At 43.9% G+C, this 15,750-nt stretch carries 11 protein-coding genes; 2 read left to right on the plus strand and 9 right to left on the minus strand.

What is annotated here, in order from left to right:
• Nucleotides 1-2 precede the first annotated feature (2 nt).
• The gene (locus BQ7489_RS04080; protein ID WP_072530045.1) at nt 3-755 is read left to right on the plus strand and encodes a LytR/AlgR family response regulator transcription factor; all 753 of its coding nucleotides are present in this window, start codon (nt 3-5) and stop codon (nt 753-755) included.
• 260 nt (nt 756-1,015) lie between these two features.
• On the opposite strand, the gene yfcE is transcribed toward BQ7489_RS04080, so the two are convergent.
• From yfcE to BQ7489_RS04095, 3 genes are all read right to left on the minus strand, one after another.
• Nucleotides 1,016-1,555, minus strand: a complete 540-nt coding sequence (yfcE, locus tag BQ7489_RS04085) for a phosphodiesterase (RefSeq protein WP_072530046.1) — start codon at nt 1,553-1,555, stop codon at nt 1,016-1,018.
• A 178-nt stretch (nt 1,556-1,733) separates the two neighbouring features.
• Nucleotides 1,734-5,285 carry a pyruvate:ferredoxin (flavodoxin) oxidoreductase gene (nifJ, locus tag BQ7489_RS04090; protein WP_072530047.1) on the minus strand — a complete coding sequence of 1,184 codons (3,552 nt, stop codon included), beginning with the start codon at nt 5,283-5,285 and terminating at the stop codon, nt 1,734-1,736.
• A 48-nt stretch (nt 5,286-5,333) separates the two neighbouring features.
• On the minus strand, nt 5,334-6,512 hold the full coding sequence (locus tag BQ7489_RS04095) for an ATP-binding protein (protein WP_072530048.1): 1,179 nt from the start codon (nt 6,510-6,512) through the stop codon (nt 5,334-5,336).
• A 218-nt stretch (nt 6,513-6,730) separates the two neighbouring features.
• On the opposite strand from BQ7489_RS04095, the gene BQ7489_RS04100 reads away from it, so the two are divergent.
• The gene (locus BQ7489_RS04100; RefSeq protein ID WP_072532014.1) at nt 6,731-7,897 is read left to right on the plus strand and encodes a hypothetical protein; all 1,167 of its coding nucleotides are present in this window, start codon (nt 6,731-6,733) and stop codon (nt 7,895-7,897) included.
• Nucleotides 7,898-8,100: 203 nt separating this feature from the next.
• Here BQ7489_RS04100 and BQ7489_RS04105 read toward each other — a convergent pair whose 3' ends face one another.
• The 6 genes from BQ7489_RS04105 to BQ7489_RS04130 all read right to left on the minus strand — a co-directional run bounded on the left by BQ7489_RS04105 (nt 8,101) and on the right by BQ7489_RS04130 (nt 15,710).
• Nucleotides 8,101-10,236 carry a peptidylprolyl isomerase gene (locus tag BQ7489_RS04105; protein ID WP_072530049.1) on the minus strand — a complete coding sequence of 712 codons (2,136 nt, stop codon included), beginning with the start codon at nt 10,234-10,236 and terminating at the stop codon, nt 8,101-8,103.
• A gap of 217 nt (nt 10,237-10,453) precedes the next feature.
• On the minus strand, nt 10,454-11,710 hold the full coding sequence (locus BQ7489_RS04110) for a hemolysin family protein (protein ID WP_072530050.1): 1,257 nt from the start codon (nt 11,708-11,710) through the stop codon (nt 10,454-10,456).
• A gap of 18 nt (nt 11,711-11,728) precedes the next feature.
• On the minus strand, nt 11,729-12,343 hold the full coding sequence (gene lptC / locus BQ7489_RS04115; RefSeq protein WP_072530051.1) for an LPS export ABC transporter periplasmic protein LptC: 615 nt from the start codon (nt 12,341-12,343) through the stop codon (nt 11,729-11,731).
• A gap of 8 nt (nt 12,344-12,351) precedes the next feature.
• On the minus strand, nt 12,352-13,713 hold the full coding sequence (locus tag BQ7489_RS04120; protein ID WP_072530052.1) for a tetratricopeptide repeat protein: 1,362 nt from the start codon (nt 13,711-13,713) through the stop codon (nt 12,352-12,354).
• Between the two features lie 22 nt (nt 13,714-13,735).
• A complete protein-coding gene (locus BQ7489_RS04125) occupies nt 13,736-14,995 on the minus strand; it encodes a BamG family beta-barrel-assembly machinery protein (protein WP_072530053.1) in 1,260 nt (419 codons plus the stop codon).
• Nucleotides 14,982-15,710, minus strand: a complete 729-nt coding sequence (locus tag BQ7489_RS04130) for a type III pantothenate kinase (protein ID WP_072530054.1) — start codon at nt 15,708-15,710, stop codon at nt 14,982-14,984. Before BQ7489_RS04130 ends, BQ7489_RS04125 begins: the two co-directional genes overlap by 14 nt.
• Between the last annotated feature and the right edge of the window lie 40 nt (nt 15,711-15,750).

The following is a 15,750-nucleotide window of genomic DNA, read 5'->3' on the forward strand; positions in this document are numbered from 1 at the left end:
ATATGGAGAAGATTTGTAAGGCTGTAATTGTTGATGATGAGGAAAGCGCTATTGAGAATTTGCAGCTGGAGCTGCAACGTTATGATTATATATCGGTAGCCGGAACTGCGAAGAGCGGTGCCATGGGGATGAAACTGATTGAAAAGATTCGTCCCGATCTGGTATTTCAGGATGTGGAATTACCGGATATGCTGGGGTTTGATCTGCTGGCAAAATTGCGTGGACGCATTTCCTGGAATATGGATATCATATTCTATACGGCATATGACAGGTATATGATCAATGCATTGCGTGAACATGCATTCGATTTTTTATTGAAACCGGTAGACAGTGAGGAGTTGAAAGTTGTTATGGACCGTTTCTGTGAGCATATGCGGACAAAAGGCAATTTGAATTTCTTTCCACAAAGTGTTGGGGAGCGTCCGTTCATGGTAATGACGCCGACCGGCGACCTGCGTTTTCTCCGGGCTTCGGAAATCGGTTATTTCCGTTATCTGTCGAACAGGAAAATATGGGAGGTTGCGCTTACCAACGGGACTTTCCTTCCTTTGAGAAGAAGTACCACGGCCGACCAGTTATGTGCACAGAATCCCGGGTTCATTCAGATACATCAATCGTATATCATAAATATGAGGTACTTGATCATGGTTCAGGATAACCGTTGTATAATGTATCCACCGTTCGATAAAGTGGATGAACTTCAGGTCTCAAAAAAGTTCAAAAAGGAGATGATGGACCGTTTTTTTCAGTTCTGAAGTAATGTTTTTGTCCACATAGAACTTATTTTAGCTCGCATAGTTTCATGATAGCGTCGAATAGTCCGGATTTATCTCTTTTATGGAGTGTAAGTTAATAGATAAATTCTTATTTTTGTTATGTTCTTTTGATAGATGTTAGTTTCAATTTAGTGAAGTAAGCTCTCAGGATATTGGAAAAGCTGTTTTTTTGGATGTAGTATTATCTTGTCTGTCTCTTACTCTTACTGCTTCAAGAGCAGCTTTTCCTCTTTTATTTTCTATTCTTTTATTTGTTTTAGTAAAGTTCCGTCCAGTTGGAATAAAGAGACCTGTCCGTTTTCATATACGGCGAATGTAGGAACATTACCTCCTTTCGGAAAAGTGACCGATCCTGTATTGCATATGATTTTATTTCCTTCTTTTTCCAGTTTCCACAAATGTGTATGCCCATAAAAGAAAAAGTCGGTTTTCACTTTAGGCTGTTTTTCTTCATTATAGATGTGACCGTGTGTAAGGAACAAGCGTTTTCCACTGTCGACAATCATCATGTAGTCTGACATTACCGAAAAATCCAGTAGCATCTGGTCTACTTCCGATTCGCAGTTGCCTCTTACGGCAACGATGTTTTCGGCCATGTCATTCAGGCGCTTGGCGATACCTTGGGGATCAATTCCTTCGGGAATTGTGTTTCGTGGGCCGTAATTTAATATATCTCCCAAAAGGCACAGCATATCGCACCGGTTGTTTTCATAGAATGTAAGTACCTTCTCCAAGGCTGGAAGAGAGCCATGGATATCGGAAACTATCAGGTATTTCATAAGTTCTTCAGTTTAGTTTTGCTTTGCAAAAATAGGAATTTTTTTGTTTGGGTGTATTTTTATTTTGTTGAAATCATCCGGATGGACAGAGAAGTCCTTTAATGAAAAACGGCTGCCTTATGTAATACAAGGCAGCCGTCTTATCATTTATAGAATATGTGTCAGTTATGCGGAGGCATTATTCATTATTGCTCCAGTCCATAGCAGCCATACGTTTGTATGAATCGTAACGTTTCTTAGCCATCTTTTCGCAAGCGTTGAACAAGTCGGCAGCTTCAGCAGGATACTGTTTCATTACAGAAGCAAAACGAACTTCACCCTTCAGGTAATCCTGGAAGTTATCCCAGTTCGGTTCCTTAGAGTCGAGTGAGAACGGATTCTTACCTTCATCTTCCAGAGCCGGGTTGAAACGCCACAAGTGCCAGTAACCACATTCTACAGCCTTAGCCTCTTCAGCCTGAGATTTACCCATACCAGCTTTCAGACCGTGGTTGATACATGGAGCGTATGCGATAACCAATGATGGTCCAGGATATGCTTCAGCTTCGCGGATAGCTTTCAAAGTCTGAGCCTGGTCGGCACCCATTGCAATCTGAGCTACATATACGTAACCGTAAGTAGTAGCAATCAGACCCAAGTCTTTCTTACGTACACGCTTACCAGAAGCAGCAAACTTAGCGATAGCACCCAGCGGAGTAGCCTTAGAAGACTGACCACCTGTGTTAGAGTAAACTTCTGTATCCAGTACCAGGATGTTTACATCTTCGCCAGAAGCGATAACGTGATCCAAACCTCCGTAACCGATATCGTAAGAAGCACCATCACCACCGATAATCCACTGTGAACGTTTAACCAGATAATCTCTGAATTCATAGATAGTTGCGCAGTTTGCACATTTATCTTTTGCAGCTTCTACCATCGGGATGATCTTTTCAGCAGCAGCTTTGCTCTTGTCTGCATCGTTACGGCCGTCAATCCATTTCTGGAATGCTTCCTTGTATTCAGCCGGAGTACCTTCTGCAGCGATAGCAGCCTTCATAGCATCTTCGATGCGGTTACGCAGTTTCTTGTTGGCCAATTCCATACCCAAACCAAATTCGCAGAAGTCTTCGAACAATGAGTTTGCCCAAGCAGGACCCTGACCCTTTTCGTTTGTTGTATACGGAGTTGAAGGAACAGAACCAGAATAGATAGAAGAACATCCGGTAGCATTAGCAACCATTTCACGGTCACCGAACAACTGAGAAATCAGTTTCACGTACGGAGTTTCACCACAACCAGAGCAAGCTCCAGAGAACTCGAACAACGGAGTAGCGAACTGTGAGTTCTTCACGTTAGCCTTGATGTCAACCAGATTCTGTTTAGACTTCACATTTTCTGTACAGTAAGTCCAGTTAGCAGCTTCAGGCAGCTGACTTTCCAGATGTTTCATAGTCAAAGCCTTGCCACCCTTCTTCGGGTTACCCGGACATACATCGGCACAGTTACCGCAACCCAGACAGTCGAGAACGTCTACCTGTACGCGGAATGTCATACCGTCGAACTGTTTGCCCACAGCCTTCAACATCGGGAAGTTTGCACCCTTCTGTTCTTCTGCGTCGAGTACGAACGGACGGATTGCAGCGTGAGGACAAACATATGCACACTTGTTACACTGGATACAGTTTTCAGGATTCCATTCAGGAACGAATGCAGCTACACCACGTTTTTCGTATTTAGCTGTTCCCTGATGCCAAGTACCGTCTTCGATACCCTTGAATGCAGATACAGGCAGCAAGTCACCGTCTTGAGCATTGATAGGACGAACAACTTCATTGATGAATGCAGGATCATTGTTGGTTGCAGGAGCTTCAACTTCGAGGTTAGCCCAAGCCGGATCAACAGTCAGCTGTTTGTATTCACCACCTCGGTCAACGGCAGCGTAGTTCTTGTTGACAACGTCTTCACCCTTCTTACCGTAAGACTTCACGATGAACTTCTTCATCTGTTCAACAGCCAAATCTACAGGAATAACGCCTGTGATACGGAAGAATGCAGACTGCAGGATAGTGTTGGTACGGTTACCCAAACCAATTTCCTGAGCAATCTGTGTTGCGTTGATATAGTAAACAGTAATGTTATTTTCTGCGAAATATTTCTTAACCTTGTTCGGCAGGTTCTTAGCCAGTTCTTCACCTTCCCAGATAGTGTTCAACAGGAATGTACCGTTCTTGCGCAGACCACGAGTTACATCGTACATGTGCAGGTAAGCCTGAACGTGGCAAGCTACGAAGTTCGGAGTAGTTACCAGGTAAGTTGAGTGAATAGGATGATTACCGAAACGCAGGTGAGAACAAGTGAAACCACCAGATTTCTTAGAGTCGTAAGAGAAGTAAGCCTGGCAGTATTTATCAGTATTGTCACCGATGATCTTTACAGAGTTCTTGTTGGCACCTACAGTACCATCAGCACCCAAACCGTAGAACTTAGCTTCGAATACACCTTCTGCACCGAGAGCGATTTCTTCTTTCTGAGGCAGAGAAGTGAAAGTAACATCATCCACAATACCGATAGTGAAGTGATCCTTCGGCATCGGGAGTTCCAGGTTTTCGTATACTGACAGAATCTGAGCCGGAGTTGTGTCTTTTGAACCCAGACCGTAACGTCCGCCTACGATCAACGGAGCGTTTTCCTGTCCGTAGAATACGTCTTTTATATCCAGATACAAAGGTTCGCCGTTAGCACCCGGTTCTTTGGTACGGTCCAGAACAGCAATACGTTTTACAGTCTTAGGCACTTTAGCCAGGAAGTGCTTGGCAGAGAACGGACGATACAGGTGAACAGCAACCAAACCAACCTTCTTGCCCTGAGCAGTCAGGTAGTCGATAGCTTCACGGGTAGCTTCTGTTACAGAACCCATAGCGATGATGATGTTTTCTGCATCTTCAGCACCATAATAGTCAAACAGACCGTAGTTACGTCCTGTAATCTTATTGATTTCATTCATATATTCTTCTACGATAGCAGGAACTGCATCATAGAACGGATTACCTGATTCTCTGTGCTGGAAGAAGTGATCCGGATTCTCAGCCATACCGCGGGCAACCGGTTTGTTAGGTGACAATGCGCGGTTACGGAATTCGGCCAAAGCTTCCTGATCGATCAGCGGAGCCAGATCTTCATTGTCCAGCTTTTCAATCTTCTGGATTTCGTGAGATGTACGGAAACCGTCGAAGAAGTTTACGAAAGGAACGCGAGACTTGATTGTTGCCAGGTGAGCTACACCAGCCAGATCCATTACTTCCTGTACAGATCCTTCGCACAACATAGCGAAACCTGTCTGGCGTGTTGACATTACGTCCTGGTGGTCACCGAAGATACACAAAGCGTGAGAAGCCAGTGTACGGGCAGATACATGGAATACGCATGGCAGGAATTCACCTGCAATCTTGTACATGTTAGGGATCATCAGCAGAAGACCCTGAGATGCTGTATAAGTAGTTGTCAATGCACCTGCCTGGAGTGAACCGTGAACTGCACCGGCAGCACCACCTTCAGATTGCATTTCCTGTACCAAAACTGTTTCGCCGAAGATGTTTTTACGACCTGCGGCAGCCCATTCGTCTACATGTTCAGCCATTGTAGACGACGGAGTGATAGGGTAGATTGCAGCTACTTCTGTAAACATATACGAGATATGTGCAGCAGCTTCGTTACCATCACAAGTGATGAATTTTTTTTGTTTAGTCATACAATTACTAATTATATATTAGGTAATAAAATCTTGGTTCTTAACTGGTTAGTAGAGGAAACCGAACATCCATAAAGGTATCTGGTTTCCGTGCCCTATCTCGGCCTTATGGATGGCATAGTAGACGTTCGGGTTACTTTTCAACTTGTTCCCGTCGGTACAGATCCTGAAATGCAGGTCTCCGTCGACCAGAAAGGAAGTCCCTTTTTCTCCTTTGTTTACTTTATGGTCTTTCCACAGGGAATTGACGAAGAATGTTTCCAAAACATCCTGTTCTTCCACTTTTACCGGATAGATGCTGTACATCAGGTTGGTGTTATGCATCATGATCTTGGCCGGTTTTTTTGGAAAGACCTCTCCCTTGGGATATACCATGTTGATGAGGCGTGCGTCGGCCAGATACTTGATGTAGTTCATGACTGTGGCACGCGATGTCTGTATGTCTGTAGCCAGCTGGCTGATGTTTGGTGCAACAGGTCCGTCAACTGCTAGCAAATATAATAATTTTTTAATTTTAGACAGATATTTCAGCTCAATTTGTTTGATTAATAAAATATCCACTTCAATCATCATGTTCATGGTTTTCAGCAGGTTCTCTGAAAAATTCCGTTTTTCGAGGAAGAACGGGTAGAAACCATGGTGGATATAGTCTTGAAAATAATTCAGTGGATTGATGTGAGGCAGTATGGTCTTGGCAATATGTTCATGGTTGTCAAGTATTTCTTCCAGTGTGTACGGTGAGAAATGGTTGCCGGTCTGGAGATTCAGAAATTCCCGGAAAGAAAAGCCGCGCAAGTTGTATGAATGGACAATTCCGTTCAGTTCCGGATTTTCGTCTTTCAGCCGCATGACAGATGATCCGGTGAAGATGATCTTGAGCTGAGGGTAACGTTCATAACATGTACGCAGGTCGTGGCTCCAGTGGGGGAGCTTAAATACCTGGTCGATCAGCAGAACTTTTCCTCCCTGCTTTACGAACTCTCCAGCAAAGTCGACCAGACTAAATTGGGAGAAATAGAAATTATTCATGTTTACGAACAGGCATGAACGGTCCAGGCCGAACTTTTCCTTTGCGTATTGCAGAAGGAATGTGGTCTTTCCGACTCCTCGTGTACCCTTGATGCCGATAAGACGGTCATTCCAATTAATCTCATCCATCAGGTCTCTGCGTACAGGGGCGTTTGTATGCTCAACCAAGTAACTGTGTGTCCTGTAAAATACTTCCATGAATTTCGGTTTCTTGGTTGCAAATATAGTAATACTTCCTTAATTTGCAAACTGGAGTTAGCAAAAAATATATATTTTTACAGCATGGATTTTGATTGTTCCTGATAGCTTTTTCTGAGGTGTACAGGAACTTTCGGATACGGGTTTCTTGTACCGGATCTTTCTATGTGTATCGTCTGAAAACCATTATCTTTGTACTTCAAAAAAGTTCGATCAAGATGGCTGTATATCTGTTTAATCCGGAAAATGACATGGCGTTGGCTAATTTTACGCCTTATTACAGGCCGCCGGCTGAAATCGGGGTGATGGCTTCAGACCTGGCATTGCTTCCGGCATGGTATGCCGTGACGGGTAGTGTGGTGAAAGTCGGGGAAGATGAGTCGGAAAAAGAGTTTTTGGAGCGTTGTGGCACCCTTTGTCCTGATGTCCGTCTGTCGGGTTCGTTACTGGATATGCCTTACCGTCCGTGGGGCTGGTCGCCGGCCCTCGTCCATACCTTGCAGTCGGGAGGTGTTTCTTTGCAGTATCTGCCTGATACCGCGCGGCTGGAAAAGATCCGTCAGCTTTCATGCCGGCGCCGTGCCGGGGAGGTCTTGGAGAAGTTGCAAAGTATGGAGGGGTGTTGTGGCTTGTCTGCATATGTCACTTCGCTGGAAAGTGTCCGCTCATTTCTAGAGCGGTATGTGCGTGTCATATTCAAATCTCCCTGGTCGGGTAGTGGAAGGGGGCTGGTTACGGTAACTTCCAGGGAATTGTCGGCCTCATATGAAGGATGGATTTTAAGGATTATCCGAACACAGGGAGGGATTATGGCCGAACCTTTATATGATAAGGTGGTTGATTTCGCTATGGAGTTTTATTCGGACGGGAAAGGTGAGATGAAATTTGTGGGGTATTCACTTTTTGATACAGATACTCATGGAAACTATAAGGGAAATTTCCTGATGTCGGACCAGGCTATCGTACAGACCTTGTCGGCATATGTTTCTCCGGATCTGCTGACTGCAGTCCGTACTTCCCTGCTGGAAATTTTTGTGCCGTTATTGGGCGGGGATTATCTAGGTTATTTCGGAGTGGATATGATGATATGTCGGGACAACGGCCGGTATCTCCTTCATCCTTGTGTGGAAATCAACTTGAGGATGAATATGGGAGTCGTTTCTCATATATTGTATGAACGTCTTATCTGTCCGGATGTAAAAGGTAGGTTCCATATTGTCCATTTTACGGGGGAAGGGGAATGTCTTGACTTCTATAAGACGCAGTGTGGAAGTTTCCCTCTGGAATTGGATAAAGACCGCATCGTAAATGGATATTTTGCGTTGACTCCGGTAGGACCGGGTACACGTTATCATGCTTGTCTGCATGTAGGTGGAAGCTTTTAATGAAGAAGATTGTAGAGTCTGCAAAAAGATGAAGGTATTTTAGAAAAACTCCAGCATCTTTTCATGAAAATGCTAAGGACTTCGGATTCAAACTTCTTGGTCTTTAAGATGAAACTCCTTCTTGTTTTTCGTCAAATGTCCATGAGACATAAAAAAAGCCTGCAAATTTGACTTGCAGGCTTTTTTCGTTGGAAATATTTTTATCAGAAGAACAAGTAGCGTTTGTCTTCTACGTTGTTCTTGAGTTGTAATTCAAACAGACATTGCTGTGCATAGCGCGGAGCCATTGCCTTGACAGATTCTTCTTCTTTCTTGACGTCGAATGTCTCGGCTCCCTTTTCCTTGCTGTACGGCTGTATCATGTACACGCCAGAGAATCCCTTGATAGGACCGGATACTTTGTTGACTTCCGTTTTTGAAGCGTAGGCGCTGACAGCCGGTTCACTGCCGCGTGTTACACTTACATAGGCCGGTGCCGAGAATGTCACGTGTTTTACACTGTCGCTTACAGCATTCTGCATGCCTTTGACCTGATCAAGTGAAGTGAATCCCTTCATCTGGTCCATAATCTTTGCTGCCTTTTTGTCGCGGATAACTTCCGGTCTCAGCATGTCGGCTACCTGATTCAGGCTTGCATATCCTTTCGGGTTGACAGCCTCGAGAGCGACTACCAACAGATGGTCGTTTTCACCACATTCATATAAAGGAGAAACTTCTCCCGGTTTTGCGTCGAAAATCCATTTTAAGGCTTCGCGGGTAGATTTTACACCACCTACATAATGTTCGCTGCTTCTCAGATTAGTTCTTGGGGTAATGGTGTAGCCTGCTTCTTCGGCATTCTTTTCCATATTTTCCAGCGTCGTGTTCTGGGCAACGAACTGGCTGAATTTGTTATAAGCGTTACTGTAGGTTTCCTTGCTGAATTCTACAGGACGTTTTACGATGGCAACCTTATATTTGTCTTTCATTGCCTTTTTGTCCATGACCTGAAGAATCAGGTTTCCCTGGCCCAGTTTTACGTTGGCCAGTTCATTGACCGGCTGGCTGATCAGTGTATTGATGAACTTGGCATTTTCATTATCAAGATTTGCACCTTCCCAGCTCATTGCGTTAACCCAGGTTGACTCTCCTGTCTGGCCGTATTTCTTGGCGATTTCAGCAAAGTCGGCTCCACTCTTCAGGGCATTGTAGATACTGTCGGCCAAAGTTGTAGTCTTAGCTTCAGTGTCTGCATAGACCTGTATCTGACGGAACTGGATTGAATCAGGTGCTGTAGTCTTTGCTACAATTTTGAATGCATTGTAAGAATCATCAGCCTGATTATAGTAAGGACCGTACACCTCATTGATGGCTGTAGAATCCAGACGGGCTGCTACATCAGACGGAAGTACTGTCTTTCCGACGGGTACGTCAGAATAGGAAACAGATGAACCGGTAGAACGTACGAATGTAGGGAAATCACTGTTGACAGTGGCCAGTTGGTTGCTGTATTCTGTTACTTCTTTCTGAACTTCCTGACGGTCGGCATCGGAAGGAACTACATGGACATCGATGAATTTGATGTCGCGGGTTTCAACCAGCTGCTTGAATGATTCTTTTCTTGTGTCATACAATTTCTTCAGGTCATCGTTTGTAACCGTGATGGTGGAATCACTGATAGAAGAGTAGGGGACACCGGCCAGCAGCAGGTCTGTCTGGTCGTTACGTCCGTTAAAGTTGTCTTCGGCCTGTACCGGATTGGATATTAAGGATTTGGCAATCAGGTTCTGGTATTTCTGTGCCAATGTAGTCTGTCTCAGGGTCTTTTCTACAAACTTCCAGAAGCTGTACATCTTTTGGTAATATTCAACATACTGGGCCGGCATTTTGCTGGCGTCCAGGTTTGCATAGTCGACCAGGAATTTCTTCAGCATGTCTTTATCGAAAGCGCCTGTCTGTGGGTTACGGAACGGAGTCTGCATCAGCAGTTGGTTGGTACCTTCGTCAATGATGGACTGTAATTCGGCGTCTGTAACTTTCAATCCCAGCTTTTTTGCTTCGTTAGCCAGCAGTTCGTTCGTTACATAATTGTCCCAAACCTGGTCCTTGATGTTATTCAACTGATCTTCATTCAATGAGCTCAAGTTATTTGTCATCTTGATCACTTCACTTAGCTCATCTACCATCTGCTGGTAATCTTGTGCAGAAAGTGTTTTTCCATTAACTTCTCCCACTTCTTGTTTGCCTTGGTGTGGCTGGAGTATTTTCCAGGCGTCACCTGCTATGAAGGCAAAAAGAGCAAGACCGATTACAATGACCAAAAGCGGTCCTTTGCTTCTAATTGTTTGTAAAGTTGCCATTTAAAGTTATGATTTTGTTTATTGTTTTTTCTTTAGCGCACGAAGATACAAAAAATGTACTTAGAAGTTCCTTTTTTACTGAAAAATTTTTAGAATATGCAGTCTCCAGAATCATTTATGTTCAAACAACCGGACTTGTTGATCTGCTTCCGGAATCTGATTCTGTCAATAAATTTGCCGTACATTTTGGGAAAGGCAGGTGGGTGCCGGGCATTCTTTACGATAGGACTTTCAGCTTCACCAGTTCGATTTTAGTATTGGTGACTTTGATGATTTTGAACTGGTATTTGTCGATCGTAATGATTTCGTGCACTTGCGGGAAACTTTGGTATTCGTGTAGGATGAGTCCTCCAATCGTTTGATATTCATCACTTTCAGGGAGGTTCAGATTGAATTCTTCATTGGCTTTTTCTATTTCCAGCCTTCCTGAGAATATGTATTCGTTTTCTCCTATGGATTTGGCGACAGTCGAATTGGTGTCATGTTCGTCTTCAATGTCGCCGAAAATTTCTTCCACCAGGTCTTCCATTGAAACGATGCCCGATGTTCCTCCGAATTCGTCGACGACCACAGCCAATGTACGTTTCTGCTGCATGAATATTTTCATCATCTTGTGTGCACTCATCGTTTCGGGTACGATAGGAATGCTGCGGATATTTTTCCTCCAGTCGGTCAACGGCTTGAACATTTCGGACGAATGGATGTATCCGACAATGTTGTCGATGTTCTCTTTATAGACGATTACCTTGCTGATTCCGTTCTCTATGAATTCTTCCTTCAGGCCTTGCAGGGAAGTGTCGGTATCTACGGCGATGATTTCTGTCCTTGGAATCATGCAGTCGCGCACCTTGATGTTGGAGAAGTCAAGGGCATTCTTGAATATTTCGATTTCGGTACCGATGTTTTCCTGGCCTTGTGATTCTTCAATGCTGCTCTGGATAAAGTAATCCAGATCTACTTTTGAGAAAGCCTTTTCGGTTGCATCCTTATTGATTTTGGTTCCGGTAAGATATAGGATACATCCTGATAAAGATGATGCGAGCCGGCTGATAGGATAAAGTATTACATAGCAGATGAAGGCCGGAACAGCGAAGATGCGCAGGGTACTGTTCGGATTGATTTTGAATACCGTTTTGGGAAGGAACTCTCCGGTAACCAGGATGATGGCAGTCGATATGATCGTTTCCAGAACGAGTAAGGCTGCCCCGTTGATGGGGATTCCTACCAGAAAATATTGCTCGATGAGTTGTGCCATCCAGATGCCATACACGACGAGGGCTATATTGTTCCCCACAAGCATGGTAGAGATGAAATTATTCGGGTTGTGGTAGAAGATGGAAAGTATCCGGGTGGAAACGTCGTTCCCTTTCTCCATTTCAAACCTCAGTTTGTTTGATGAAACAAAGGCGATTTCCATGCCTGAAAAGAAGGCCGAAAACGCCATTGATATTAGCAAGCTTATAATTAGTCCCATAACCAGGTACAGAATTTTCTAGTTGTTGTTGGTTGCGGTATCGGCCGGTGCAGTGTCTTCTACCGTAAAGATACCGGTGTTGTTGTATATCTGGTATTCGGTCATCTGTTGGTTCGACTCGAAACCATAGCCAGTAAGAATCTTGTCCGGTTGTTCGATACGTATGAATTTGTCGGAATAGATTTTTTCTTTTCCTTGGTCCCAGTACATGAGCTGGGTATCAAATTTGTCGCCCCGCTGGCTGCGGATATGGACATTGCTTTTCAGAACCCACAATTTCTTAGGTTCATAGAAATAGGCTGTATCAGCCTTGATGGTAGCGTCGATGTGGAACAATGTGTCGAATTTTTCAAGGTAAATGCCTTTTTCGAACGCCCAGAACGGAGTATCTACCTGATTATATACCAGCCATTCGGCCGTTATGATTTTGTAGCGGATCAGGCCCGAATCGGAAATAAGGGTGGTGACTCCCGTGGTTCTCATATCAGGTATGGAATCATCTTTGCCAATCGCATCGGCCAGTTCTTTCTTTTTGCTACATGATGATAAAAAGATAAACATAACAGTTGCCAGGACGGCAACTGTTATGTTTAAAGTCGTTATATAATTTTTCTTCAACTGTCTATATAACATGAATCGTATTATCTGATTGTTGTAGTTTCACCGATCCAGCCGCCGATTGTAACGGAAGCTCCTTTCTTCAGACCGAGGAAGAACAAGTCTTCATCTTTCGGAGTATGGGCAGCGTAAGTACTGATCAGTTTGTTGGCTTCTTCTGCAACGCTCGGGTCTACAGATTTGGCTCTCTGCAATTTGTCGATTACTGCAAAATAAGTACATTTGTTCAGTGCAGCTTCATCGCTCCAGTTAGGACTTGACGCATACATCTGCGCAATCAGGATATATGGTTTTCCGTTTGATCCGTTGTATGAAATGGATTTCAGGGCATATTGTTTTGCACGGCTCAATTGTTTCTTGCTGAACAAGACAACAGCGGCGTTGTAGCAGTATTCTGCCTTTTGTGCCTGATCTTGTTCCAATTGGATAGCCTGGTCGAAGTATTCCATACTCTTGTCCATATCGCCTTTCTTGTAATACATGTAACCGCAACCGGCGGCAGTAGCAGCTGTCGGTTCAATCAGATGGGCAGCTTCAGATGCTTCGAAGTAGGCTTCTTCATTTGTACATTTCAGGAATTGCATTACAGAGATAACCTGTTTCAGGTAATCCAGGTTTGTCTTGTTCTGGGCGACCTTCGGGCCATAGATTGCCTGCAGGTTTTCACAAGTGGCGGTACCGCTATTGATGAAATAGGCGTCTACGTTATCTTTGGCGGTCTTCAACAACTTTTTGTCCTTGTCTTTGGTAGCTGCCTTGTATGCGGCATCGGCATAACCGGATGCGGTAAGATAATCTTGGATGAATTGTTCCTTGTAGTTCGCATCGGCTTTCAGTTTACGGGATGCAATGTCCATGAAATCCTGGAACATGAAATAGTCTGCTTTATCTTTTTCCAGATCGAGGCCTTCTTTGGCAATGGCATATGCAGTATTGGCATCAAAGTTGTTTCCGGAGAATGCGATATAGTCATGAGCTTTCATTCCCAAGATAGATCCTTTGGTTGTAGGAGTCTTTACAAGTCCGTTCAGCTGGTCAAGGTATTTGATGCGCTGATCATGAACAGCCATCAGTTCATCAAAATACGTTTTCTGCTGTGCAGCGTCTTTAGATGATGCAATCAGTGCACGAAGTATCTTTGCTCCGTTAGTATAAGTACCTACCTGAGCAATAGGCGCTTCAGTAAATACAGCCTTCCAAGGATTGTATGCATCCTTGAAATTGTCCGTTTTTACATATTCAGTATAAATACTGATGTTCTGGAGACAACGGAGACTGTCTTCACCGTGTCCAAAACGTGATCCGTCTTCTACTCCTTTTTGAGCAAAAGCAGCTGTTGTACCTAATGTAAGTGCAACCAGCATTGTAAACATCTTCATTTTCATCGTATATAAATTAGTTGTTCTATTAGTTAACTTTCCATTTCATAAACCAACGTTCGTTGAAGGTAAGTCCGATTTTTAAAACAAAGCGGTTTTCCGACAACATATTGGAAATCGAAGGTGAAACACGTACATACTGTCCGGTTATATTCAGTATCGTGTTCCGTTGGAACAGGTACAAGGGCAGTCCGAATCCGGCGCTGACACCGTATTCTTTCGGACCGTCGTATTGGGGAAGCCTTAGATACGGAGTGGCGTAGTAGGCACCGACCCGGTACCGGATCCGTTCCAGGTAGCTTCTTCCTATTGCGTTAGGCAGGTATTCCGCTCCTGCCGCTACGCGGGTACGGTCGTTGTAACAGTCCGTCCGGTTATCATATTTCACGTCCGACCATTTCTGCAAAGAGTAGTCTATTCCTACAGTCAGGTTATTCTTATGCTTATAGGCAAGTCCGGCACCGAAGGAATGAGGGACACCGTAACCGTTTTGGAATACCTCTTCTTTGGTAGAATAATAGTTGGAGTTGTCTGTCACCTGTATTCCCTTGGTAGACGTGCTGTTCAATGTATGTCCAAGATCATAGACCAGTCCTAATGTAATGTTGTCGTTTTTGTTGATCTTTTGGGTATATTGTAGACCAAAGTTGACAACATAGCTTTTCACATCGGTAGTGTTATATACATTGGTCTGGTCGCTTGTCGTGTTGAACCCTATACTTGACTGATATGTCATGGAACCATACAGATAGCCTCCGTTGACTCCGATCGAAAGGTTGTCCAGAATCTTGAATCCCAATCCGGCTGTAATCTGCTGCAGGCCTCCATCTCCTGAAAAAGCATTTGTCGCAGTAACGTCACTTACTCCTTCTACCGGTGAAGTTGTCGAAAAACTGTAGCCTACGGTTGAATAGGGTGTAAAGGCAATCACCATACCCAGTCGGGGATGTAAGCGGAACTGCATAGCCAAATTATCGAAACTGGCATTCTTTGCATTACTTTTGAATCCGTTTTCCTGGTAATTAGAACTTTTCAGACTCATTGCAACGTCAAACATAAAGGATAATGAATCTACGGCCGAATAAGATGCCGGGTTCATCATATTGATGTGGCTCTGGTCCCTTAATCCGTAGCCGATTCCTCCCATTGCGACATTGTTCGTAAATGCATTGTTCGATAAATCACCTAGTCCGTATCGTGTATAAGGAGAATTCGTACTCGATTGGGCTGCAGCTGCCATGGTCCCTGCCACCATCAGTACGCTTATAATTGCTCTATTGTTTAACATTGTAGTCCAATATTCTGTTTAAACCTTTCAAAACTAAAAATCTATCTGCAAATATGATACTTTTTAAATTTGTATCAAAAGAAAATTTATCTCCTCCAGTTAAAAAAACCAAAAGATTAGGATATTTCTTTTTCATATTGCTTATATAGCCGGCTATTTCAAATTCCATGCCTTTGATGACTCCCGTTCTTATAGCGGTTTCTGTACTATAACCGAATTCGGGGGTGTCTCCGTTTTTTTCTACAAGAGGCAGCTTGTCGCAGCAGGCGTTCAAGGCTTTGAAACGTGTGTATATCCCAGGAGAAATGTTCCCTCCGTAGTAGCGGCCTCCGGCATCGATAAATTCATAGGTGAGTGCGGTTCCGGCATCGATTACCAGCAAATCTTTTCCAGGAGAAAGGTAGTTGGCGCCTACTACGGCGGCCAGGCGGTCCATACCTAATGTCTGTGGGGTTTTATACAGGTTTTGTATCGGGACCGGTGTCTTGTAAGTCAGTTCCATTACGGGAAAGTCCAGTTTACCAAGCTGCCGGCGGATGGTGTTGCTTAGTGTGATGACTGAAGCAATGATCCCATTGGTGATGGGATATTTGTTGCAGAGCATTCCAAGGCAGTCTAGTGAGTGGTTGGAGCTTCTTATTATTTCGATGACTTCTCCTTGGTTGAATACAGCAACTTTTGCTACTGTATTTCCTATGTCGATAACTAAATTCACTTCTTTTATTCTGTTTTGTGATGCAAAGTAAAATAAAAAA

The sequence above is a fragment of the Bacteroides ilei genome (genome assembly GCF_900128495.1).
Classification (GTDB): Bacteria; Bacteroidota; Bacteroidia; order Bacteroidales; family Bacteroidaceae; genus Phocaeicola; species Phocaeicola ilei.